Consider the following 23,429-nt stretch of genomic DNA (forward strand, 5'->3'; position numbering starts at 1 on the left):
GCAGTATGTGACCCGTTCTTCACTTTGGACTCGGCACAGGGAAGTAATTGAATTGGAGATGACATGATGACCCGAATTTCAACCACCCACGTGGGGAGTCTGCCGCGTAGTCAGGAAGTCGTCGATTTCATCTTCGCGCGCGAGCGGGGGGAATCGTTCGATCAGACAGATTTTGATGCCTGCATGACGAACGCGGTGTCCGAAACCGTAGGCAAACAGGCTGCAGCGGGGATCGATATTGTATCAGATGGCGAGACTTCGAAAATCTCTTACGCGACCTACGTCAAGGACCGCTACACCGGGTTTGCAGGCGACAGCCCGCGCAACGCCCCGGCTGATCTGAAGATGTTTCCGGGCTTTCTTCAACGTTTGGCGAATGATGGCGGAACTCCGCAATACGCGCGGCCCATGTGCGTAGGCGACGTGCGCTCGAAAGGGCAGGGCGAGTTGCAGAAGGATATCGACAACCTCAAAAGAGCCATGGCTGAGCACGGGATTGAGCGCGGATTTATGAATGCTGCCAGCCCGGGTGTGATCTCTCTTTTTCTGCAGAACGACTATTACCCGACGCGCGAGGCGTATTTGGCCGCGCTGGCCGATGCGATGAAATCCGAATATGAAACCATCGTCGCGGCGGGCCTGGATCTTCAATTGGATTGCCCCGATCTTGCCCTGTCGCGCCATATGCTGTTCACCGACCTTTCTGACGAGGAATTTGTCAGTATTGCCGAAATGCATGTCGAAGCGCTGAACCATGCATTGCAGGATGTGCCCGCCGACAAGGTTCGGGTTCACATCTGCTGGGGCAATTACGAAGGTCCGCATTGCTGCGATATCGGAATGGACAAGGTGTTCTCGACTTTGATGTCAACCAAGTCGCGCTATGTGCTGTTTGAAACCTCGAACCCGCGCCATGCACATGAATGGACGGTGTTCCGCGACCGCAAGTCCGAGATACCCGATGACAAGGTACTTGTGCCGGGTGTGGTCGATACCACCACAAACTTTGTCGAACACCCCGAACTGGTCGTGCAACGTCTTGAGCGGTTCGTGAACATCGTGGGAGCGGAGCGGGTGATTGGCGGATCGGATTGCGGTTTTGGCACTTTTGCGGGGTTTGGCGCTGTCGATCCTGATATCGCCTATGCCAAACTGAGTGCGCTGGCCGAAGGGGCTGCTCTGGTCAAATGACACCACTTGTCCTTTTGCCGGGCATGATGTGCGATGCTCGGCTATTCTCGCCGCAAATTGGTGCATTGTCTGGCAGATATCCGATACTTGTCGCCCCCATTGGTGCGCATGATACGATGCAGGCTCTGGCCGCCGAGGTTTTAAAACACGCGCCCGACCGGTTCGCATTGGCCGGTCTTTCCATGGGAGGCATTGTTGCGATGGAAATGCTGCGGCAAGCACCGGGGCGTGTAGCGGGGATGGCGTTGATGGACACCAACCCGCTGGCAGAGGTGGATCAGGTCAAGGCGAGGCGTGAGCCCCAGATAGAGGCGGTTAAAAACGGTCGGCTAAGCGATGTGATGGCCGAGGAAATGAAGCCCAACTATCTGACCGATGGCCCTGATCGACAGGCAATTCTGGACCTATGCATGGATATGGCTATGGCCTTGGGGCCGGAGATTTTTGTTAACCAATCCAAGGCCCTACGAGATCGCCCGGACCAAAGTCACACATTGCGCGCTTTCAAGGGAGCTGCGTTGGTCCTTTGCGGCCGTCATGACGCGTTATGCCCAGTCGAACGCCACGAATTGATGCATGACCTGTTGCCGCGAAGCCGGTTGGAAGTCATCGAACACGCGGGCCATTTGCCAACTCTGGAACAACCGCGGCAAACCACGGCGGCGCTGCTGCGCTGGCTGGAGACAATCGAAGCAATCTAAGCCGGATTTCCGCAAGGCCGTAGATAGCTCTGGTGGAAACTGACTACGATATTACTCTGTCGGACTTGGAGCCTCTTTCGTAGCGTGGATGCAGCAGTAACATTTAAGGGTTTCAGAAGCACCCAAATCTTGTTCAGAGCCTACTGTCGTGATCAAAACTGCACTTAAGTCAGGGTGCACGCGATACACCAAATACAAGGCCTGCTACCAAGTCTCTGACGACGATTGCTTCGTTGCACTCAGCCACCTGCGGAATGTGGTGGAAGAGGGAGAAATTTGCTGTTCGGCGTAACAAACTTTTTAATCGTCCGGAATGCGCCAATCGATGATTGTCTGGTCTAGCCATGAGTGGCGATTGCGGTCGCTGCATACCGGACAGTTTGATCGTTCTCTGCAACATTGACAGCTTCGAATAGCAAATGTTGTTATCGTAACGACAGGCATCGTCCCGAGGAGAAGAGCTATGCAAGACGTCGCGGATCAATCCGCTGGCTATGATGAGCACATTCTGATTTGTGACGATGACATCGAGTTTGCTCAGGGTGTTTGTGCATTTCTGACTGACAAAGGGTACAAAATCGAACATGCGCAAGATGTACCCGCTGCGCGGTTGATGATGGCTGATGAAACCTACAGCTTGTTTCTGCTGGACCTCGTGATGCCAGGAACTAGTGGTAAGGTGTTATGTCACGAGATCGCTTCGCGCATAGATGCCGGGATCATCATGATCAGTTCGATTGATGACGACGCCGAGCGGATTTCCCTGCTGGAACTGGGCGCGGATGATTACATCATTAAACCATTCAACGAGTTGGAACTCCTCGCGCGCGTGCGTGCTGTGCTGCGCAGGCGTGCTGGTGGAACGCAGGGAAAATCCCGGGTTACCCGGTTCGGAGAATGGGAGCTTGTTGAAAACGAGCGACATCTCAAAAGTGAAGATGGTCGTCTCATCACACTCACCTCAAGCGAAGTGCGGGTTATGCGCTTCTTTGCTGAAAACCCGGACGTGTTGTGTACCCGAGAAGACCTTCTTGCCGTTGCCCGGACCCGACAGCATGGCGGTGCAGGAGACAGAAGCGTTGATGCTCTGATCAAACGGTTGCGATCGAAGATTGAGAGCGACCCTTCAAATCCGGAATATATTCGAACGGTCTGGGGGCAGGGTTACATCTTTCGTCCCGGCTGAACTCCGGTATCAAGCGGCAACAGCACATTTGCCCTAAGGCCTCCGCTCAGGCGGTTCTCAAGCGTTACAGTGCCCCCCTGATCAACCACAATCGCCCGGACTATGGCGAGGCCGAGGCCCGTTCCGGGTTCGGTGGCTCCTAGTCTCTGGAAAGGCTCAAATGCTGTTTCAAGTTGTTCGGTTGGGATACCTGGTCCTTCATCGTCTATGTGAATTGCGGCCATATCGTTCGACGCGGTCAAAGAGACATTTGTTCGACCCCCGTATTTGACCGCATTCTCCAACAAGTTTCTAAGAACCCGGGTAAGCGCGTTATGTCTTCCTTTGACCACCGCAGATTGTTCGATTGTGCAGGTCACATCGCGACCCGCCTCAACCTGTTCATCTACAAGCGCCTCAACCAGTGAGCGCAAATCCAGGCGTGCAAGCTCTCCATCGTGATGCGTTTCGCGGTTGAGGTTGGTGACGGAGTTTACAATATCGCTGATGGTTTCCAACCGCTTGAGCAGTTGCTCTTTGGGTGCTGTTGGTTCCAATTTCTGGATCGCATCGTGCATCCGTGCAATCGGTCCCTTCAGGTCATGCCCGAGGCTACGAAGCAAGGTTGTCTTGTACTCAAGCGCCAGAACAATCCGGGCTTCCATTCGATTGAACGCAATAATTGTGTGGCGGATATCAATGGCACCCGCCTCGACGAGTGGGCCGACTTCTTCACCCCGGCCGATCAACTCGGCATTGACGGCCATCGCGCTCAGCGGTCGCATCACTTTCTGAATAAGAAACGCAAGTGCGCAAAGCAGGGTAAGCGCGACCAGACTGTCGATTGAGCCAACGATGACCAAAGGTACAATGTTCTTGTTTTTCATGAGCAAATAGCAGTTCAGCCATTCGTCATCATCCTTGAGCCGGACCGAAAAAACGCTCACCAGAAACGCGTCAACGCTTTCTGCATCGATAGGTTCGCCCGAGTGGCTCTTGAACAGTTGCAACAGCGCGCTTTGGTCGTGTTTGGCGTCAACGACCGTGTCTGCCACGGACAGTTCCGCGACGGCGATCCCGCGGTGTTCCAGCCGCGCCGTCAGCCAGTTAGCCAGATTCGGGCGGTCGCGGCCATTGGCCAAAGCGGTTGCTGCATCCTGCGTGCCGACCCTGACACTCCATTCTGCAGGAAAGAAACCAAGCGCTGCTTCGGAGCGGCTGTCAGGAGGCACGCGGGCCAGGGTTGAAACCACCTGCGCAAGAAAGGCATCGCCCCTGTTTCGGATCTCTTCAGCGCGAGAGTTTCGGATCTGAACCACATCGGTGACTACCGAGAACACGCCGACAATCGTCCAGCTGATAAGCACGATGCTCATAACTTGTGTTCGAAGTGTCAGATCATTCCAGCGCATTGCGCGTAGGCTCCCTGTCCCATCCCCCTGACTTGGGACGCTAATTCAAATACCGCCGCATTCCCAAGCGGAAATTGCAACCGCCATGCCGCTGATGATGCAAAGGGGTTTCACCCACCGGTACCGCACTTCCGGGCACCCGGTTTCGTCAGCTCGGTAAAAAACCGGCCAAATTCGTCAATTGAATCAAAGTGTGACAAGCCCTTGGGGCATCGGCGGCTGGTCTCCAAGTATCACCCACAGAGTTTTTATTGGGAGCCAGCTATGTCAAAGCATTCATCCGTTCATCCACAACTTGCCAGCGCCCGGCGCGCGCTGAAGGGCAATCTGATTGCCACCGGCGTTTTCAGCGGTGTTGTGAACCTATTGATGCTGACAGGGCCGATTTTCATGCTTCAGATCTATGATCGCGTGATGTCTAGCCAAAGCGTGAATACGCTTGTCGCGCTCAGCACACTTGTCGCCGGTCTGTACTTGTTCATGGCCTTGATTGACGGCGCGCGGACCCGTGTGCTGGTTGCCATGGGGCATCGCTTTGAACAAAGGCTCACCCGAACAGCGTTTGATTGCACTTTGTCCGAGCCGTCGCGCAACCGTCCGGGTGGCAACCCTGCGGCGGCAATTCAAGATGTCGAAAAAATTCGCGGTTTCCTGTCGGGTCAGGGTGCCGGAGCTTTGTTCGATCTGCCGTGGATCCCGGTCTATCTGGGATTGGTTTTTGCCATGCACATGTGGCTGGGTATGGTCGGTGTAATTGGCGCGCTGGCATTGGTTGCCATTGCCATCGTTACGGATATCAAGGTCCGCGCTGCCGCGTGCGTTCAGTCTGAGCATTCAGCCAAGCGCAATCGTCTGGCAGAAGCCGGCCGCCGGAATGCCGAAATGGTTCGCGCGATGGGGATGCAGTCCAATCTGGGCAAGACCTGGCAAGATGTGAATGATCTCCACCTTGGTGCGAGTGCTAAGGCGGCCACTACTGTCGGAGTGTCTGGTAGCTTTACCAAGGTGTTCCGCCTGGCACTTCAGTCCGCCGTTCTTGCGGTCGCCGCTTATCTTGCCATCCATGGACATATATCGGCTGGCTCAATCGTTGCGGCATCGGTCATCATGTCCCGTGGCTTGCAGCCTATCGAGACTCTGGTCGGTAGTTGGCGCAATCTGGTTGCTGCCCGGCAAGCATGGGCTCAGCTGAAGCAAACTCTTTCTGGTGACGAAGCTGACCGTCGTATTTCCATGCCCAAGGCACAGAAGTCGCTGACCGTTGACGGCCTGATCGCTGCCCCTCCGATGGCCACTGCCGCTGTTCTCAAAGGTGTTGGTTTCGATATGAAAGCAGGCGAGGCACTGGCTGTGATTGGGACGACCGGCAGCGGAAAATCAACCTTGGCGCGCACACTTGTTGGTGCATGGTCGGCGGCCAAAGGCAGCATCAGCCTCGACGCTGTGCCAATCGACCAGTACCTGCCAGAGGAGCTTGGCCCCCAGATCGGTTTTTTGCCGCAGGATGTTGAGCTCTTTGACGGAACGATCGCCCAGAACATCGCGCGTTTTGATCCCGAGGCGACGGACGAGATGGTGATTGCCGCCGCCAAGGCAGCGGGTGTTCACGAACTGATCGCTAGCTTCAAAGACGGCTATGCCACCTCGGTTGGCGAGCGTGGCGCGGCCTTGTCCGGTGGTCAGCGACAGCGTGTTGCCCTTGCACGAGCGCTTTATGGTGATCCATTTCTGGTGGTTCTGGACGAGCCCAACTCGAATCTGGATGCCGTGGGTGAGGCCGCACTGAACCATGCCATTCTCGCCGCCAAGGCACGCGGGGCGATTGTGATCGTCATCGCGCACCGGGCGAGCGTGCTGGGTTCAGTCGACAAGATTCTGATTATGGAAGACGGTCGCGCCGGAGATTTTGGTCCTCGTACAGAAGTGATGGAACGGTTGCGTCAACGCAATCAGGCCGCCGCCGGAGCTGCACAGCCTGCTGCTGAACAGAAGACCGTCGAACAACCCCAACAAACAGAAATCGTTGCCGCCACGGGCTGACCCAGTCCCGCGCTGTAAACAGAATGAATGGAGGAAGTCATGAATACCAACAAGAATTCCAGCACGAACAACAAAGGGTTTAGGGATTGTTCTGCCCAATCCATCGGCTTTGGTCTGGTCGCAATTGCTGTGCTCGCCATAGGATTCGGTGGTTGGGCGATGAAAGCCCCGATGTCCGGGGCGGTCGTGACGGCTGGTAGTGTGGTGGTCTCGTCCGACCTCAGAGCTGTGCAACATCCCGACGGAGGTATTGTCGGCACCATTCACGTCAAAAACGGAGATAGGGTTGAGGCTGGCGATGTTGTTCTGACACTTGATGATCAGCTGTTGTCAGGCAGCCAAGCCTTGGTCGATGACAGGCTCGTGGCGCTTGAAGCGCAGTTAGTTCGTTTGACGGCCGAGCGCGATGGTCTGGACGATCTCGTACTGTCCGAGGAGCTTGCGTCTCGGAAAGACGAAGACAAAATTGACCGCGCACTCGCAACGCAGCGCGCGGTGATGGAAGCACGTCGTCTGTCGCAGGATGGTCAGGTCGCGGCCTTGGAAGAGAAAATCGAACAGGCAGAGCAGGAAATTGTGGGCCTGGAGGCGCAGCGCGAAGCTTCCGAAGAAGAGATCAAACTGATCGACAGCGAATTGGAGGGTCTGACGCAGCTCTTTGAAAAGGGTTTAGTGCCTGGTACCCGGGTGACGACTCTGCAGCGTCAAAGAAGCAGTCTTGTCGGTAATAGTGGCGGCCTGACCTCTCGGATTGCAGTCGCCCGTGGTCGTATCAGTGAGACGCGTATCCATATCCTGCAACTGGAAAAGACTTTCCGCGAGCAGGTGATGAACGAGATCTCCTCGCTGGAGGTCGAACTGGATGGCTTGAAAGAACGTCGGAGCGCGGCCGCGTTGCAGCTGGCGCGGGTTGACCTTCGGGCTCCGGCGGATGGCATCGTGCATGAATTGGGTGTACATACAATCGGCGGCGTGGTGTCTCCGGGCGAAACGCTGATGCAGATCGTGCCCGAGGATGACGGGTTGGTGGTGACCGCTAGTGTCATGCCACAGGACATCAACAATGTCGCCTTGGGCCAGGCTGCGAGCGTGATAATCGGGGCGTTCGATCAACATGTTGCCCCTCGGTTGGATGGGCACGTTGAGTTTGTCTCGGCTGATTTGAAAACAGATCAGATGACTGGCTTACCCTACTACGAGGCGCGGATTGCTCTTAGCGAGGAGGCTGTCGGACTTTTGTCTGACCGCCAGTTGAGCCTGCTGCCGGGTATGCCGGCTGACGTCTTCATCGAAACCGGCGAACGTACCCTGTTCCAGTACCTTCTTGATCCTCTCAGTAAACAAATCCGGTCCACGTTCCGGGAGGTCTGATCGACCGCATGATGTGAGCTGCCCAATAGGAAGAAACAGCTAAAACCAGCGCCAGAAATGGCGCTGGTTTTTTCGATCCTGAAGGCGAGGAGGGGCGAAGGTGGTACCTGAGCGGGTGCTGGTCCACATCTTGGAAGCGCGTCCTGTCTGAAAAGAGATGATCCCCGGCTTAAGAGCCTATTTTTGTCATACTTTGTAACAATTTAGCCCCCTTTTTCGCGTTGTAATGAAGGGGCCGGATAACCACCTTTTTGTTATACCCGAGGAGGAAGTTTCTAAGATTTTTTTGGGTGCAAAACAAAGTGTGTAACAAGGAGAAATACAATGAAACATGTAACCACTACGAGCTTCGAGAAAGCCAACGACGATGTCATCGCCGTGCCCCCGATTCAGCCTTTTCCAAAGTGCGGAACCGAGGTGCCAAATGATGGTGAAGACCTGGTGGCTGTAAATCCGTTGCCGATTGATCCGCTGGTTGCCGATCCCATCGAAGATCTGGTTGCCGTGAACCCGCTGCCTTTTGGTGCGGTTCCTGCCGGTGAAGGTGACGACGTCACCGCAGTTTCCCCGATCATGCCTGACCCCCGGTGTGGTACCGAGGTTCCGCAGGATGGTGAAGACCTGATCGCAGTAGCCCCGCTGCCTTATGGTGCGGTTCCTGCTGGTGAAGGTGACGATTTGACCGCAGTTTCGCCGATCATGCCTGATCCCCGTTGCGGCACCGAAGTGCCTCAGGACGGTGAAGATCTGGTTGCAGTGAACCCGCTGCCCTTTGATCCGATCGTTCTGGATCAGGGTGATGACGTCATCGCTGTACCCCCGATCCTGCCGCTGCCCAAATGCGGCACCGAAGTACCGGAGGATGAGTATGACCTGACGGAAATGGCGCCTCCGCCGCTGTGCGAAATCGTACCGACTGCAGGCGGCGAAGACATCTGCGGAACCCCCGTTCCGACCGACAGCTTCTTTGTCGATATGGTCGCCTAAGTGGGGCGAAAACTCAGCGATCATCTATCGCTGCACAACCAAAATCCGGGCGTCTTAGTTCCTGTTGAAACGGACGCCCGGGCAAACAAAGGGAAAACCAAACTCACCGGCTGGGGCCTGCAACAGGCGCCAGCCGGATCGCTGGTTTTCTCAGGCCGTGGATTCCATTTTTGTCATACTTTGTAACAACTTAACTGGCTTTCGCCTGTTGAGATCAACAGGCTGAAAAACCACATCTTTCCTATGATCTGTGATGCGTATGGGCCCGAACCTCGGGTGTCGACCATCCAGGAAACAGGAGGAAAGACATGAAACATGTTAGCAAATCAAAATTCCAGCCCAACTCGGCGAGCACGCTCAACATATCGGTTGGTCTTGGTGAAACGGATGACGATCCTATCGTGATCCCGCCGGTTAGTCTGCTGTCGGAAGAAATCAGCGAATTGCAGGACTACGTCTGGGAAGATTCAGCCTCGGACGACGAGACTGTGGCCAGCAACAAACCTGATATTCCCGTCTGGATCGGTGGTAAATCACCTGGCGATGGCCACAGCGGTTGGTGGGATAAATATGGGACCCATCTGCATGACACCAGCGGCACCTATGTCGGCCGCGATGTCAAAGCCCGTGGTGAATACAATATGGCCGATGGTGAGGTGAGCTTTGAAAACCTGATGCACCGTCTCTCAAGTGGGCAAAGCAAGGGGACATATCTTTACACCCGTATCGAAGGGAATGACGGGGATAACGTCATCCACGGTTGGAACCCCGAAAACTGGGATAACTATGATGGCGGCACCTCGATCAAGAATTACTATTCCAACTATCATCATCGGGACAATATCTCGGGCGGTGACGGAGATGACATCATCATCGCCTACCGTGGGAACGACCAGTTGTTCGGTGATGGCGGTAATGATGTCATCTATGGTGGCGGTGGCCACGATTACATCGATGGAGGTGAAGGTGATGATCAGCTGTTCGGCGAATCCGGCAACGACAAGATCATTGGCGGCGGAGGCAAGAACATCCTTGTTGGCGGCGAGGGCGATGACATCCTGATTGCCGGGAATGAAGGCGACAAACTGTACGGTGGTACTGGTAACGACCTTCTTGTCGGCGGTGACGGTGATGATGTCCTGTTTACCGGGCATATCGACGAAACCTCTGCCGACACGCTTTACGGTGGAAAAGGGGCCGACACGTTCGTTATTGGCTCTGTGCCTGAACCAACAACTCATGATCCCAACCATAACCAATCGAATGGTCTGGGCGAAGAGTGGCTGGAAGAGGCAGGTAATCTGGCACTCGCCAAGATGCTGCCGGGCGCGAAGCTGTTCATCAACCTTGCCAGAGGCCTGATCGACGGGATCAAGAACATGTTCAAGACAGAGGAGCAGGTTGTCGAAACCGTCAACCCGCCAAAGGTGTCTCTGGTCGAGATCCTCGACTTCAACCCGCTTGAAGACAAGATCATTGTACCAGTCAACGTGGAGGGGCCAGTAACGCTGGACCTGCAGGCATCGATCGTTGATGGCGCGGCATTCGATCTGGTCGCGCTTGATCCGGCCGACAACAAGTTCAAGGTGATTACAACCTTCTATTGGGATGAGGCGTCGAACATCTTTCCGGGCGCAACAAGTATCTCGCAGCAGAACACAGATGCCTTCATTCAACGGTTGAAAGAAACCGCTCTGATCACGGGGCCGGATGGTGCGCATTATGGCTTGGGCCAAAAGATCGACCTTGGCCTGAGCAGTGAAGACCTTGCAGGTCTTGGAACCAGCAAGTTCGTCACATTCGGGGCGTTCGGCGGTGTTTCGATGGTCGGCTTTCATGACGAGGATCGTCAGTTGGGAACAAACCACAACGACGTTCTGCAAGCCTATACGTCCGAGCGCGATACCCACGGCGGAAACGAGGCCGAAATCCGCAATGACGGCAATGATGTTCTCTACGGCTTTGGCGGTGACGATATCATGGCTGGCGGTGGCGGCTTTAATAAGCTGTATGGTGGAGAAGGCAATGACACGGCCTGGTATGGTGACAGCCTGAGCGGCATCTATGTCGACATGAACAACAAGGCGGAAGATGCCAGCGGTGAGTATTACTGGGCCTGGCATGGCAACAGCGCCAATCCGTTCGATCTCAATGACGAGATTCGCGACAAGGAAGGCTATGATCTGCTCTGGAGCGTCGAGAACATCTATGGCAGCGACCATGATGATGTGATCATCGGCGACGACGGCGATAACGTCTTCACCTCAGGTGATGGTAAAGACGTGCTGACCGGTAACGGAGGAGCTGACACCTTCATTCTGAACGGCGGCGAGAACACGATCACCGATTTCGATGCCAATGAAGGCGACCGTATCGAGATTGACCTCGACGCCTACGGGATGACCGGCTGGTTCGATCTGGATCACCGCATTGAAAACGGCCAGATCGTGCTGTTCAACAAGCTGACAGACGAGATCATCGTGCGCTATGACGATGACGGGAACGGATTTGACCCGTCATACATCGACCTGCGCAGCTTGGTTGGCAACGATGAAGAAGGCTATCAGGTTGTCTACGAACCGCCCTTTGGTGCAAACACGCTGGAGTGGTTCGAGAAGTATGGCAACCGGATTGACGCCGAGGTCGGCGAAGAGCTCGTTACCGTAGATGGCACCGATAGTTGGGACTACATGATCGGCGACACCGGCAGTGGTGGATTGACCCTGAATGGTGGTGCTGGTGATGACTACATTGTTGGCGGTGCGCTCAATCAGTTCGCTACTCTGAACGGCGGCGACGGCAATGACACCATCGTGATCCGCAAAGGCGCGATGATCACCAATGCAAATGGTGGAGACGGCGACGACGTCATCATCCTTGATGCAGACCAGTCTTCAGAAGCCGGGTTTGCCAATATGTTCGGTGGCGAAGGCAGCGATACTTTTGTCATCACCGGCCCGGGCAGCCAGTATGGTGGTCAGGTGATCCGGGATTTTGAGGCTGACGACTCGATTGTTATCGATCTGGAAGGGTTCGGGATCTCGTCTCTGGATCAACTTCAGATCGAATGGCGTTCCAGCACTCACTGGGTCACGGCAAATGGCCAAAAGGTGATCAGCGTACAGGGTGTTGATGAGCATTTCGATGTCATGCAGCACATCAGCGAGCTGACGGCTCAACAATCACAGGATTGGGGTCTCTGATCATCGCCTGATTACCAAAAAAACGCCTCAGCCGGTCTGGATCGGCTGAGGCTTTCTTAACAGTTCGATCTGGCAATAATGCAAAGTTAATTATTGCGACATTCCAAATTTGGCGAAGACTCGCGCAACTGCACCGATCTTTTGCTCAAACCCCGCTATAACCCACTGACGTACAGCGTTTTTTAGCGCATCAAAAGGTTGGCCTAGGCCCGCATCCGCTCAGATTAATTCGTTAATGAACTCTTAACGTGTCCTGAACTTCTGACTTGTTACGCAAGTTGGGCCTGAATTCATCAGGCTAATAAAGCCGAAACACTTGGGCTGAAACAACGACAAGATGGGAGTCTGTTTCAAGATGAGTAATGGAACATATGAAGAATTTCGCGACGCTTTGCGTGCATTTGAATCTGGTTGGGATCGAGATCGATACGACGCAGGAATCATTCAGGATTGGCAGCTGAACCAATGGGCCGGAGGGGCCGTTGCTGACTTCTATCCAGGCTATTCCAGCTGGTCTGATCTAAGCAGTGATGAATGGGACGCGATGTCCTATCGCTCGATGAACTCGCTTGGTTTTGTTGGATATCAGTTCGGCGAGGCGCTGTTAATTGACCTCGGGTATTACACCGATGATGTCTATTATGGGAATGGCGCGGCTTCGAACACCTGGGATGGCACATGGACCGGTAAGAACGGGGTGAATTCGCTGGCAGAGTTCACAACCGCCGAAGCGCAGGAGCGCGCGATTCAAGAAGCGTTTGGCTACAATCTTCAAGTCATCGAAACCGGGCTGGGCTATCAGGGAGAGAGCCTGTCCGACTATCTCGGCACGACACGCACCTATCTGGACAATGGACAGGCCGTCTCTGTCACGCTCAGTCTCACTGGCATAATGGCCGCCGCGCACCTGCGGGGGGCATGGGGTACGTTGGCTCTGCTTCAGGGTGGAAGTGTATCCACCGATGAATTCGGTACTTCGATCCTGCGGTATGTCTCGCAATTCGGCGGTTATGACGCGCCGAGTATCGAAGACGCTATCAAGGTATACACCGACGGTGTCTTGCCCACGGATACAAATGGCGGCACCGATAACGGGAATACGTCGCCGCCCGTTGTCCCACCGGTTATACATCCGGAACCCACGGAACCGACCGGCAACGGGACTGCTGACACCACAGAAGATACTGCGGATGTGGTGATTAACTGGGCTTGGGGCACGAATGCAACGATCTCGGATTTCGACCCTACGACAGATACGATCTTCATCGCATGGGTCGGTGCAGACGCGTTGGAGGTTGCCGAGGTTGATGGCGCGGTTGTGTTCTCGATCCCGTCCAATAACCAGGCCACGACCCTCAGCGGTGTGACACTTGCTGAGCTGAGCCCGGCAAACTTCGCTATTCTGGACAATACCGCCGCAGCTGAAGTGCTTGGGCTGATAGGCACTGATGGTTCAATGCCGACCAGCGGTGGCGATGGTGGCGGAGATGGTGGTGGCGGTGGCCATAGCCACCAACATATGCACGTCATGCTGGGCCTTGCCAGCGAGGCACAGACGGTCGAAGGCTTCCTGCCCGCGATGGGAGATGTCATTGAAATCGGACCGGACATTGGGACTGATAACTTCTCGATTTTCGAAGAGAGTGGGGACGCTCTGGGGCAGACCGTTAGAATTGAGCTGACCTCGGGCAATGTAACCAAGCAGATCGTATTCACTGGCTTTGGCCTGTCCGATCTTTCGCTCAGCAATTTCTCTATCACGGATCAGACGGTGTTGAACGAAGTGTCCACAGCTTTGGGGCAAGTTATCGTCTCGCCGGGAGACGGAGAGGGCTATGACCTCAGTTATGATGCAGACGGGTCAAACCCGCCCGCGATCACCGGCAATACAGACACGGGCGGGGTGAAATACCGGGCCGATAGCAACGCTGACGACATAACCGGATTCCGCCCCGGTGTGGACGAGTTGGACTTTGGCGGTACGTCGGTTCACGGCATGATCGTCACCAAATCCAAGGCCGGCGAGATTGTTATCGACAGCCCATGGTCGGACGCGGCGCAAATCGTGCAAGGTGTCACCTTCCAGGACGTGACCATCGACAGCTTTGGTGTGGTCGGCAACGAACACCTCCGTCAGGATATGGGCGGCGTTCTTAGTTGGGAGCAGGGCGTAGGACCTCGCGATGCTGACACAGTCTATGTTCGCAGCCACGAATATGGCGTGCACGAAGTTATTGACGGCTTTGATCCTTCAACGATGAAGATCAGCTTTCTGTATTTCGGAACCCGCGAGCGGCTTAGCGTCGAGGACAGTGGCGATGGTCTGGTGATCTCATCCTTGCCGACCGGACAAAGCATCACGCTGACCGGCGTGACCAAGGCTGACCTGATCCCGGGTCTGGTCGAATTCCATTTTGATCAGGTGATGGAAGACAATCTCGAGGTACCATTTGGCTTTGACCAGAACGATGTGACGTTGGTTGATCGCACCATACTGCTGACCCCACAGGCTCCTGTCGGGGCGACGACAGACGGTTATCAGACACGGGTCGGAGATCTGATAGGGGGATCGACCCAACCAGATATCGGTAGTGGAACCAACGAACCCGGAAACAGCCAAACCCCAGGAGTTGTGACCTTCGGCGCTGAAGCGGATGTGGCAGAGCTTACCTGGAACTGGGGGGTAAAGACCCAGATTATCGGTTTTAATGCCGATGAAGATATCATCGATTTCAACGCTTTGAGCGAAAGCGATGTGTCGGTCACCGAAATTGATGGCGATCTTATCTTTGAAGTTGTCGGAAATGGCGGCCATACCGTTACACTTCAGGATATTCAGGCCGAGGATCTAGATCTTGGCAACCTGACGGCTGATGACTGGAACAGTGTTGCCGAAGCAGAAAGCGCCCTGACAGTCCAACTTGAAGCGCTCGGCATGTCCATCGCCTGAAGCACTCCAATAAGTGGTTCCCGGTCTGCGCTAGGCCGGGAACGAAAACAAACACATGAAAATCGATGGGCACTGGCCTCGTTTCCGGTTCGGTTCCGTGATCAAGCCATGCGACCATAATATTAATGCTCGGATCGCTTGCGCTAGGTTCTCGTGGCTGGCTTTCTTATCGTTTGTCCTTCCGGCTCTACTTAAACATTACTCCAATAGGCTGCCGGACGGAGCGTTTAGCATATCAATTTGCTAAGCCGAACTAATCGGATGTCTTTGACAGAATTTGGCCACCGCTGCAGAGTCGGGTTGCAGGTGTTTCCAATGCGGAAGAAATCCATGATCGCGACCGTTAGAAGTGTGAATCCGATTAAAGCCTTCTTTTTGTTCGTTTTGTCCTTCGCTTGTTTTTGCGCTACAAGCGCTTTGTCCCAAAACTCAGTGCCGCAAGTCGTTCTAACGGATGAGATCGTCCAGCGCATAGAAACACAGCGCGCAGCCGATCAGGTATTCGCGGCTGACTATCAGGCATTGATTGACAGTGCAGAAGCGCATTTGCAGTCGCCTACTATTGTTGAGGCAGTTCGGAATGGAGAAGGTCAGCTTCACGAAGCTTTTCGTGGATTTGGACAACGTCCGGTCGAACGCCTCACCACACTGGCTTTGGCTTGGCGTTTGACCGGTGACAGTCGATATGTTGATCGCGCCAGAACCGAGCTCTTGCAGTTTTCGGAACTGGAAACATGGCAGCCCGCACACTTTCTGGGATTAAGCCGTGTCACATTGGCGGTGTCGCTCGGATACAGTTGGATTAGTGACAATCTGGACGAAGAGGATCATCAGACTATTCGATCGGCACTTGTCGAGAAGGGGTTGAAAGAAGCCGCAAAAATCTACGATCTGGATACGCTTTATTATGACAAGGGTTGGGTCGCCCCCCAACGCTGGGTGAATCCAGTATCTGTTCCCGCGTCGCTTCCTGATGGGACGGCTACTGCGGATATCGCCTGGCCCGTTGCATCCTTCAACTGGAACATCGTTTGTAATGTGGGAATGATCGTCGCTGCTCTGGTTGTGTCAGAAACAGAACCGGAACTGGCTGATCATATTATTGAGCAGGCTCAGGTTTCACTTAGAAATGGGTTGGCAATGTTTGCTCCGGATGGGGCTTGGCCAGAAGGACCGATGTACGGGGCTTTGTCCGCCCGGGACGCGGCGGTGGCGTTTGATGCGCTTGTTTCCGTCCTCGGGCATGATTTTGATCTCTCTAGAATGGTAGGGTTGGAGGATTTTGGGGAGTTCCTGATCCATGCATCTGGGCCAACTGGCATGCTGTTTAACTTTGGAGACAGCGATACAAGCACTGACCTTGTTGTGTTGACCTGGTTGGCGTCGCGGTTCAATCGTCCGGGCTATGGCACTAAGATAAATAGCAAAATGCGGTCTTCCCATCCAGCATTTGAGCTGATCTGGCAGCAGCGTCGCAATAGTGAACCAATCACTGCCCGATCAACATCCTATTGGTCTGGAGGGCTTGGGATCGTAACCATGCGGTCTGGTTGGAATGACCCTAAGGCCAGCTATATCGGCCTCAAGGCTGGGCCGCTTAGCAGCCATCACAATGACCTTGATGCGGGCACCTTTGTGCTTGAAGCCGACGGTGTACGTTGGGGGGTGGATCTTGGGCTCGGAAATTACCAATTGCCCGGCTACTTTACTGACAAACGTTTTGACTATTATCGAACGGCCACGATCGGGCAGAATACACTGACCTTTGACATGGCAAATCAAATCGAAACGGGGCGGGCCTATGTTGAGGAGTTGGCGCAGTTTCCGGGTTTCGATTTTGCAATCGCCGATCTTTCAGACGCCTATGGAAAGCCAAAGGGAACGGTCAGACGAGGCATAGCTATTGTCGATGGAACGACAGTGTTGGTTCAGGATGAAATTAGCCCTGATCAACGGGGGCGGGTGGCGTGGACAATGCATACCGAAGCGCAGGTAACAGTTGATGGCTCCAAGGCCACATTGCGTCAGGATGGGAAAGAACTAACCGCGCGCATACTGTCGCCGCCAAACGCCACCTTCTCTCAACTTTCAGCCAATCCTTGCGAAACGGCATTCAATTCTGAATGTGCGATGCAGAATCCGAATTCAAACGTTACAAGGCTCATGATCCAACTTGATCTTGATGAAAGCGACAAGCGTGAAACCATTGTTGTTACTTTTGAACCTGATGCACAGGCCGCAAACAAGCCGGTCATCCCGTTAGGTGAGTGGCGACTGAACGCGACCCTCTCGAACGATGTTGTGAAAAAGCACATTGATCGGTTGCCTGCTGAAAACTCACGATAGGTTTGGGTCAAATTTGAACGACCTCAACCCTGGCTTTGGGCGATGCTGGGTGCGCTCAAGGAATGTAGTACGCACCAGAAGTCGCACTATGTTTGGAAACGAATAGAAGACGGCACCCTAGCGCCTGAGGCAGCGCATGGCGACCTTCAGATACGATAGACTCCGATTCAAGTTGTCTGGCTGACCCGATCCAAATTAATAAGCCTATACAGCTTCGTGCTCACCACTGCTTAGATATCGGCGCAGGGTTACGCCAAGCCCAAACACAGCTACATCCCCCAGAACCGAGATCGCGCGATGCGCGATCGCAGCGCTTAGACCGACTCCCTGATCAGTGAAAAGGCCAAGTCCGAGAGCAATAATTCCGTCTCGAATACCGATACCACCGGGTGCGCCCGGCATCAGAAAACCGATGACCCAGGCTGTCGAAAAGATTGCGATGCATTGCAATATACCGGCACCACCCTGAGGGTAGATCGCCCGTGCGACACACCAAAGTGACAAACCCAGCATCAAAAAGTTGAAGCTATGCAGAAACAATAGGATCAGGCATTTTGAAAATGTAAGTTTCGGTTTTCCCGCTTTGCGCCAAATCACAATCTGGCCAATCACTATGCAGGCCAGAATTCCGAAGAAGATGATTGTCATCTGTCCATCGAGCCAGGATCCTGGAAGGTCTGCAATTACTGCGGCGACAAGATCGGGCATGGTCAGGAGCACAATTCCGACGACCAGAGCACCGCTGGCGAGCAGAAAACCGATCTCGAGCAACAGAGATGACGCAATAATTGCGGATGGCACTCCATCACTCCTTGCGAGGGCGAAACGTCCCAAAAGGTGGGCAACATTGCCGGGGATGTATTTCCCGATCTGCGATACCATTAACTGACTTTCAGCGCGTGTGCGCGGTAGGGCAACGTCATAGATGTTTAGCGTCACCCCCCAAGCCAAAGCACCTACGAGCTGCGACAGCACATAAAGGGTAAACCCACCTAGCAGTGCATAACGGGCGCGCCCTGAACCGAGGTCGAGCACTGCAATGTCTCCTGCGTGTCGAACCAGAATGATTCCTATGAAGATCAGGGCAGCAGCGGTGCCGATATAGCGCAGGGCGGTAGCCATGTGTTTAAGTTTTGCGCGCCACTACAAGAAAACCATTTCCAAATTCGGTGTTAAGGAACGGGCGTTGTAGCTGGAAAAAAAGCCGCATGACCGTGACTGCGGGTATGGAAGAAAACACAGGCCAGAAGCGCCGCTCAATGGAACGATCGCTACCGCTCTCGTTGGTAAGGTCGTTCGCTGTTTTACCAGATTTGGCGTTGGTTTCTAATATCTGCCCATAGGCCCGAGCACGCCAATACTCCATAATATTGGCCAAAGGAAAACCGTAGCACTCAACAGTTTCGACGGTGAAGCCGGCGTCCTGAACCGAATGTACTAAAAGTTCTTTACTGTAGCGTCGAACATGCCCTGCCCAAACGTCGGCCGCATTCCAGCGGGATGAGTGCGCAGGCGTCGACAAGATCATTGTTCCACCGGGTTTCAGATAAGTTTGCCATTCTCTCATGGCCTCAATATCTTGCTCCAAGTGCTCAATCACTTCAAATGACATGATCAGGTCGAAGGAGTTTTTCCAATCCGGGTCAAGCTCGGCCAAGAGTGTCATAGGGCTGGCTTGAGTGTTGAGCTTATCTGCCAGTTCAAGGGCTTGCTGCGAACGATCTACGCCATAAGCTTCAAAACCCTGTTCTGCCAGTTCTGACAATAGCGCAGCCGGTCCGCACCCGATGTCAAGCACTCTGCAAGGCTTCAGATTTTTGAGATGCCGCATAACCCGATCACGCCTTAGAAGATACCGCGGCGCAGGCACCCAATTGGATTGCGGCAGGGCCGGGCCAAAGTGCCTGTGATAGATGGCAGAAGCACTATGCTCTGCGGAATTAATGGCGGTATCAGTCATGTCGACCACAGTTTTATCCGGCTTGAGGTGCACAATGAAACAAGTATCCGCAAAGAGTCCGCGCAATCTCATGCGGCTGGGCCATTTTCAGTTTGTCTTCAGGCATTACCGGATAGCCCTCGTGCCTCAATTCAGCGATGGCATCCAGCAGCGCTTCGGGATTTGAATGAGGGATAAGCTTCACCCCGAGAGCTTCGGTGCCGAATGTTTCGATCATGGCAGGTGAGCTTCGGGTGATCACTGAACGCCCTGACAACAGCGTCTGATAAACCTTGTTCGGCACCACTGACGCAGCCTTGCCAGAGGCGCCAAAAATGCCGAGGCAGATGTCGGCATTTGAAATTGCCTCAGTCAGTTCCTCATAGGGAACCCACTTCTGCCAGGAGATATGCTTATGCTCCGCATCCACCAGAGCTGTCTCGAGCAATAGGCGCTCTTGCCCGGTGCCAATCAGGTGCCAATTGATATCGCGACCTCGATCCGAGGTAGCTGCCGTCAATATCGTTTTAAGCCCATGCAGCGGGATGAGCTGTCCATAAAACAACACTCTAGTGGGACCGTCGTGGCGCGCAGGAGGAGGCAGACGCTGGAAGGATCCCGGCTCAGCTCCCACCGGCACTGCTCCAATCCTGGATTCAGGCAAATTGAAGATCCGTGCAATATGCTCGGCATGCGCCTTCGTATCGAGCAAGACATGATGCGCTGCCCGGCAGGCCAGCCATTCAGTGACCCAAAGCATCCGGCCCGGCAGTGACTTGGCCCCAACCATACTTCGATCGTTAACGACAGTGTCGTAAAGCGAAAGGAACATGTCCCAGGTGATCTGCCGCCGACGTAGCAGGGCAAAGGGCCACAACACCAATGTATCGAGCGCGCCAAGATAGGGAACCATCACTGAATCATGACGAGGCGCACGCAAATAATGCAGGATCAGAAGCGGATAGGCCAAGAGCGCGCTGAACAACACTCGGATCATCACAGCCATGTTCAACTGGCTTTTATCCGCGTGTTTGGGCCAAATCTCTGCGTGGATTTCAATTACTTCTACGCCGAGCTCTTGCAATCCAGTTCGGAGAATTCGAGTACGCGGTTTGCTAAGATCATATGTTCCCCAAAAAATCACCCGCTTGTTGCCGGGCTCAGATGGTATCGGAGTGGTGCTGACCACCGGAGGGGAAAGAGGCATATCGGTATTCATGGCGAAAGCATCCGGAAGCCGGTATAAACCTCTCGATCCAAGCTTTCTGGCGCGACCGGAGCCACACCAGTATCCCAGATCAGCCTGACAGCAACACCTTTCGGTCCGTTGATTGTTACTGCCTCTGCGCCAATGCTAAGAATGTCTCCAGATGCGACGGCACTTGTATCAATCTGTACTGGCTGGCTGGTTTCGACCCGATATCGTCCGGGGAACGGAAGTGCCAATTCAACCGGTTCGTCGGTCAGCGTCACTGATCCTCCGGCAAGCCAGATCGATCCCGAATAGTGCACATATGACTCGCGTAGTATCTTGTGGTCCTCAGGCAGCAGCACAGGCTCGGCTCCATTGGCCGAACTTGGGTCCATCGTCAGCGTCAGAGCAGTTTTGTTGGCGATAAGTAGAGGTGGCTGCTGTTCTGCGATGATTCTGGCAAATACGGGCTGGCCCGCCGCCTGATAGCGTGCAACGCCCCAGCCTGACATGAAGAAACCAGGATTCGGGAAACTTGCGATCATGTGGCTGTCATCAATATAGGCGACCTGATCTGGGAACAGGCGATGAATTTCCGCAATAGTGGCGCGTTGGTTTCCTGCACGATCTTGCAGTGCTAGGGCTGCCTGGACAAAAAGCCCCGCAAGCATCACCATCACCAGTTGTGCCGAGCGTCGTGAAGATCCAAGCCTCTGTGCTCCGATCGCGACGGCTGCCATCAGGAGTGGGGTAGCGAAGGGGTAAAAATAGACAAAGGCATTGCGATAGATCACCACCGAGAGGAGCGGTGCAGCAAAGAGCGCAATCAACAGAACCCGCCGAGCATTCCGACCGGCACACAGTCCGATCCCCACAAGAATGATCTGTGGGAGACTGAGCATAGCCCAACTCATGAATTCAGTTGATCGTGGGAATATGCCGCTTTTCAACAGCGTCGTATTCAGCGCGTCCTTTGCATTGTTTGCCGTCTGGTTGCCTTCGGCGACGCGAAGGCCAGACGCATGCCAGAGGTAGAATGACACGCAAATGCCAGCCGCCAAGATACCCGTGATAGTGATGCGCCGTACCGCTATTCGATCTTCGATCCTCCATATCAGCACGGCCAGAAATGCGGGCAGATAGAGTGCCGATTTGATCGTAACCAGTACGGCTAGAGCGCTCAGAAGCGCTGCTGCCAGTGTTTGCCAGACAGACAGGCGCGTGGTCAGCAAGATTGCAATCGAAGAAGTCAGTAACGCCGCAGCAATGGGATCGGCACGGAAACTGGCGCCATAGGCCAAAACGTAGCCTGAAGTCAGGAAACCCAGAGCAGCGATATCGGCAAATCGCTGTTCGGTAAAATACAGGGCGATACGGTGCACAGAAATTGTGGTCAGCCCGACGCATGCAACCATCACAAGCCGGGCTGCAAATATCTGTTCCATCTCATGACCCCGCAGCGCATCGAGCCATGTGAAACCATGCACGAAGAAGGTCTGCATTGGACGGTCCAATCGACCGTCGAGGAAGGCATGGACATGTGACAGGAAATAGAATTCGTCCCAATTCACATTATGAGTATACGCCAGCACCAGCATAAACACGAAGACAACGACAATGCTCGCACGTACCACTCGATCAAGAGTGATAGCCCCTACCAATCCGGCGTTTCGCTGATCGCCTAGCGCCGGATTATCCATTCTCTACCGCCCTGACCGGGTCGAGGGAAATTACTTCAGTAGGTCTAATCGGCGCGCGCAGCAACTCTCGGGCCCGGATGTCTTCCAGCAGACTACGGTTGGTGGCGATAAGATCGGCCAGGATACCAACGGCGAACAGTATCGTGGCCATTGCCAGCAGCACACCGGACAGAACCAGCGACTGAACATGCCCAGCCCCCCCGTCTGTCGCGTAATAATAGAGAAATCGCCCAACCCCGATTAAGCCAGGCAAGGCGAATACTGCCGAAAGCGTCAGGAAGAACTTCAATGGTGCATAGATCACAAAAACGCGCAGAATAGTTCTTGCGGAGCGGGTGACATACTCTCCGATACCTCTGAACAGACGAGACGGGCGTGTTACCTTGTTGACCCGAACAGGCACCGAGGTCATCGGGATATGTTTGCGTCCGGCCTGAATGATGGTTTCCAGAGTGTAGGTATAAGTGTTGACAACACAGAGTCGGGCAGCGGCATCTCGGGAATAGGCGCGAAATCCGCTGGGCGCATCAGGGATTTCTGACTTGCTAGCCAGTCGCACGACCCAACTGCCCAGCCGTTGAAGGGTTTTCTTCAACGGCGAGAAGCCCTCGATCTCTCTGATCGGGCGAGCGCCGACCACGATTTGTGCCTTACGCTTCAGTATCGGATCAATCAGGGCCGGAATGTCGTCAGCGCAATACTGATTGTCTGCATCGGTGTTGACGATCACATCCGCGCCCAATGAAAGTGCATACTCGATGCCGGCACTGAACGCACGGGCGAGGCCGACATGGCTGCTCATTTCCAGAACGTGATCAGCTTTGGCGTTCCAGGCGACTTCAACGGTCCGATCGGTGGAGCCGTCGTCGATGACCAGTACTTCAACTTTACTGACGCCAGGAATCGATCGGGGAATTGCCGCGATCGCTTCGGCAAGGGTTTCCTCCTCGTTAAGCGCCGGTATTTGGACGACAAGCATCATGATCATGCCACATTGATAACTATTGAGTGCAATTACATTTTATTTTGGGACAAAATTGTGTCCAAAAGGGGTAATTGTTGAGCCATCTGAAACGGTTGAAACGCTCCTTTGAAACAATTCGTATGAATACTCGATGGTTGGTGCGTCATCGGTGTCGACCGAAAACTGCGTTACTCTAAATCCGTGAATTGCGACCAGCCGCCTTTCTTCTCAAATCAACTTGACGCTGTAAATCGCTTCGAGCGATCAA

The 23,429-nt window shown here is 54.3% G+C and carries 15 protein-coding genes; 9 read left to right on the forward strand and 6 right to left on the reverse strand.

Annotated elements, in window-relative coordinates:
- Positions 1–66 precede the first annotated feature (66 nt).
- The 3 genes from AC2TEM_RS05515 (at position 67) to AC2TEM_RS05525 (ending at position 3,078) form a co-directional block, all read left to right on the forward strand.
- Positions 67–1,191, forward strand: coding sequence for a cobalamin-independent methionine synthase II family protein (locus AC2TEM_RS05515; RefSeq protein ID WP_170422641.1), 1,125 nt, complete (start codon positions 67–69; stop codon positions 1,189–1,191).
- Positions 1,188–1,892 (forward strand): alpha/beta fold hydrolase, encoded by a 705-nt coding sequence (locus AC2TEM_RS05520; RefSeq protein WP_170422643.1) that lies wholly within the window; start codon positions 1,188–1,190, stop codon positions 1,890–1,892. The genes AC2TEM_RS05515 and AC2TEM_RS05520 overlap by 4 nt, the downstream gene beginning before the upstream one ends.
- 463 nt (positions 1,893–2,355) lie before the next feature.
- Entirely contained in the window at positions 2,356–3,078 is a 723-nt protein-coding gene (locus tag AC2TEM_RS05525) for a response regulator (RefSeq protein ID WP_170394071.1), read from the forward strand.
- On the opposite strand, the gene AC2TEM_RS05530 is transcribed toward AC2TEM_RS05525, so the two are convergent.
- Positions 3,057–4,469 carry a sensor histidine kinase gene (locus tag AC2TEM_RS05530; RefSeq protein WP_170608986.1) on the reverse strand — a complete coding sequence of 471 codons (1,413 nt, stop codon included), beginning with the start codon at positions 4,467–4,469 and terminating at the stop codon, positions 3,057–3,059. The genes AC2TEM_RS05525 and AC2TEM_RS05530 overlap by 22 nt on opposite strands.
- 264 nt (positions 4,470–4,733) lie before the next feature.
- Between AC2TEM_RS05530 and AC2TEM_RS05535 the strand changes: the two genes are divergently transcribed.
- From AC2TEM_RS05535 to AC2TEM_RS05560, 6 genes are all read left to right on the forward strand, one after another.
- Positions 4,734–6,509: a type I secretion system permease/ATPase gene (locus tag AC2TEM_RS05535; protein WP_170422647.1), complete on the forward strand. Its 1,776-nt coding sequence runs from the start codon at positions 4,734–4,736 to the stop codon at positions 6,507–6,509.
- A 39-nt stretch (positions 6,510–6,548) separates the two neighbouring features.
- Positions 6,549–7,880 (forward strand): HlyD family type I secretion periplasmic adaptor subunit, encoded by a 1,332-nt coding sequence (locus tag AC2TEM_RS05540; protein ID WP_170422649.1) that lies wholly within the window; start codon positions 6,549–6,551, stop codon positions 7,878–7,880.
- A 324-nt stretch (positions 7,881–8,204) separates the two neighbouring features.
- Positions 8,205–8,867 (forward strand): hypothetical protein, encoded by a 663-nt coding sequence (locus AC2TEM_RS05545; RefSeq protein ID WP_170422651.1) that lies wholly within the window; start codon positions 8,205–8,207, stop codon positions 8,865–8,867.
- A 308-nt stretch (positions 8,868–9,175) separates the two neighbouring features.
- On the forward strand, positions 9,176–12,070 hold the full coding sequence (locus tag AC2TEM_RS05550; protein ID WP_170422652.1) for a hypothetical protein: 2,895 nt from the start codon (positions 9,176–9,178) through the stop codon (positions 12,068–12,070).
- Positions 12,071–12,425: 355 nt separating this feature from the next.
- Complete coding sequence (locus AC2TEM_RS05555; RefSeq protein WP_480856028.1) at positions 12,426–15,020, forward strand: hypothetical protein; 2,595 nt, start codon at positions 12,426–12,428, stop codon at positions 15,018–15,020.
- A gap of 417 nt (positions 15,021–15,437) precedes the next feature.
- Positions 15,438–17,366 (forward strand): heparinase II/III domain-containing protein, encoded by a 1,929-nt coding sequence (locus AC2TEM_RS05560; protein ID WP_480856029.1) that lies wholly within the window; start codon positions 15,438–15,440, stop codon positions 17,364–17,366.
- Between the two features lie 204 nt (positions 17,367–17,570).
- On the opposite strand, the gene AC2TEM_RS05565 is transcribed toward AC2TEM_RS05560, so the two are convergent.
- From AC2TEM_RS05565 to AC2TEM_RS05585, 5 genes are read right to left on the reverse strand one after another with little or no spacing between them, the layout of a single operon-like run.
- Positions 17,571–18,488, reverse strand: coding sequence for a lysylphosphatidylglycerol synthase domain-containing protein (locus AC2TEM_RS05565; RefSeq protein ID WP_170422655.1), 918 nt, complete (start codon positions 18,486–18,488; stop codon positions 17,571–17,573).
- 4 nt (positions 18,489–18,492) lie between these two features.
- Complete coding sequence (locus AC2TEM_RS05570; RefSeq protein WP_170422656.1) at positions 18,493–19,326, reverse strand: class I SAM-dependent methyltransferase; 834 nt, start codon at positions 19,324–19,326, stop codon at positions 18,493–18,495.
- A gap of 13 nt (positions 19,327–19,339) precedes the next feature.
- Positions 19,340–20,524 carry a glycosyltransferase gene (locus AC2TEM_RS05575; RefSeq protein WP_170422657.1) on the reverse strand — a complete coding sequence of 395 codons (1,185 nt, stop codon included), beginning with the start codon at positions 20,522–20,524 and terminating at the stop codon, positions 19,340–19,342.
- On the reverse strand, positions 20,521–22,197 hold the full coding sequence (locus AC2TEM_RS05580; protein WP_170422658.1) for a glycosyltransferase family protein: 1,677 nt from the start codon (positions 22,195–22,197) through the stop codon (positions 20,521–20,523). The genes AC2TEM_RS05575 and AC2TEM_RS05580 overlap by 4 nt, the downstream gene beginning before the upstream one ends.
- Positions 22,190–23,176, reverse strand: coding sequence for a glycosyltransferase family 2 protein (locus AC2TEM_RS05585; RefSeq protein WP_480444193.1), 987 nt, complete (start codon positions 23,174–23,176; stop codon positions 22,190–22,192). Before AC2TEM_RS05585 ends, AC2TEM_RS05580 begins: the two co-directional genes overlap by 8 nt.
- Positions 23,177–23,429 lie beyond the last annotated feature (253 nt).

The organism is Ruegeria sp. HKCCD3925, from assembly GCF_057221175.1.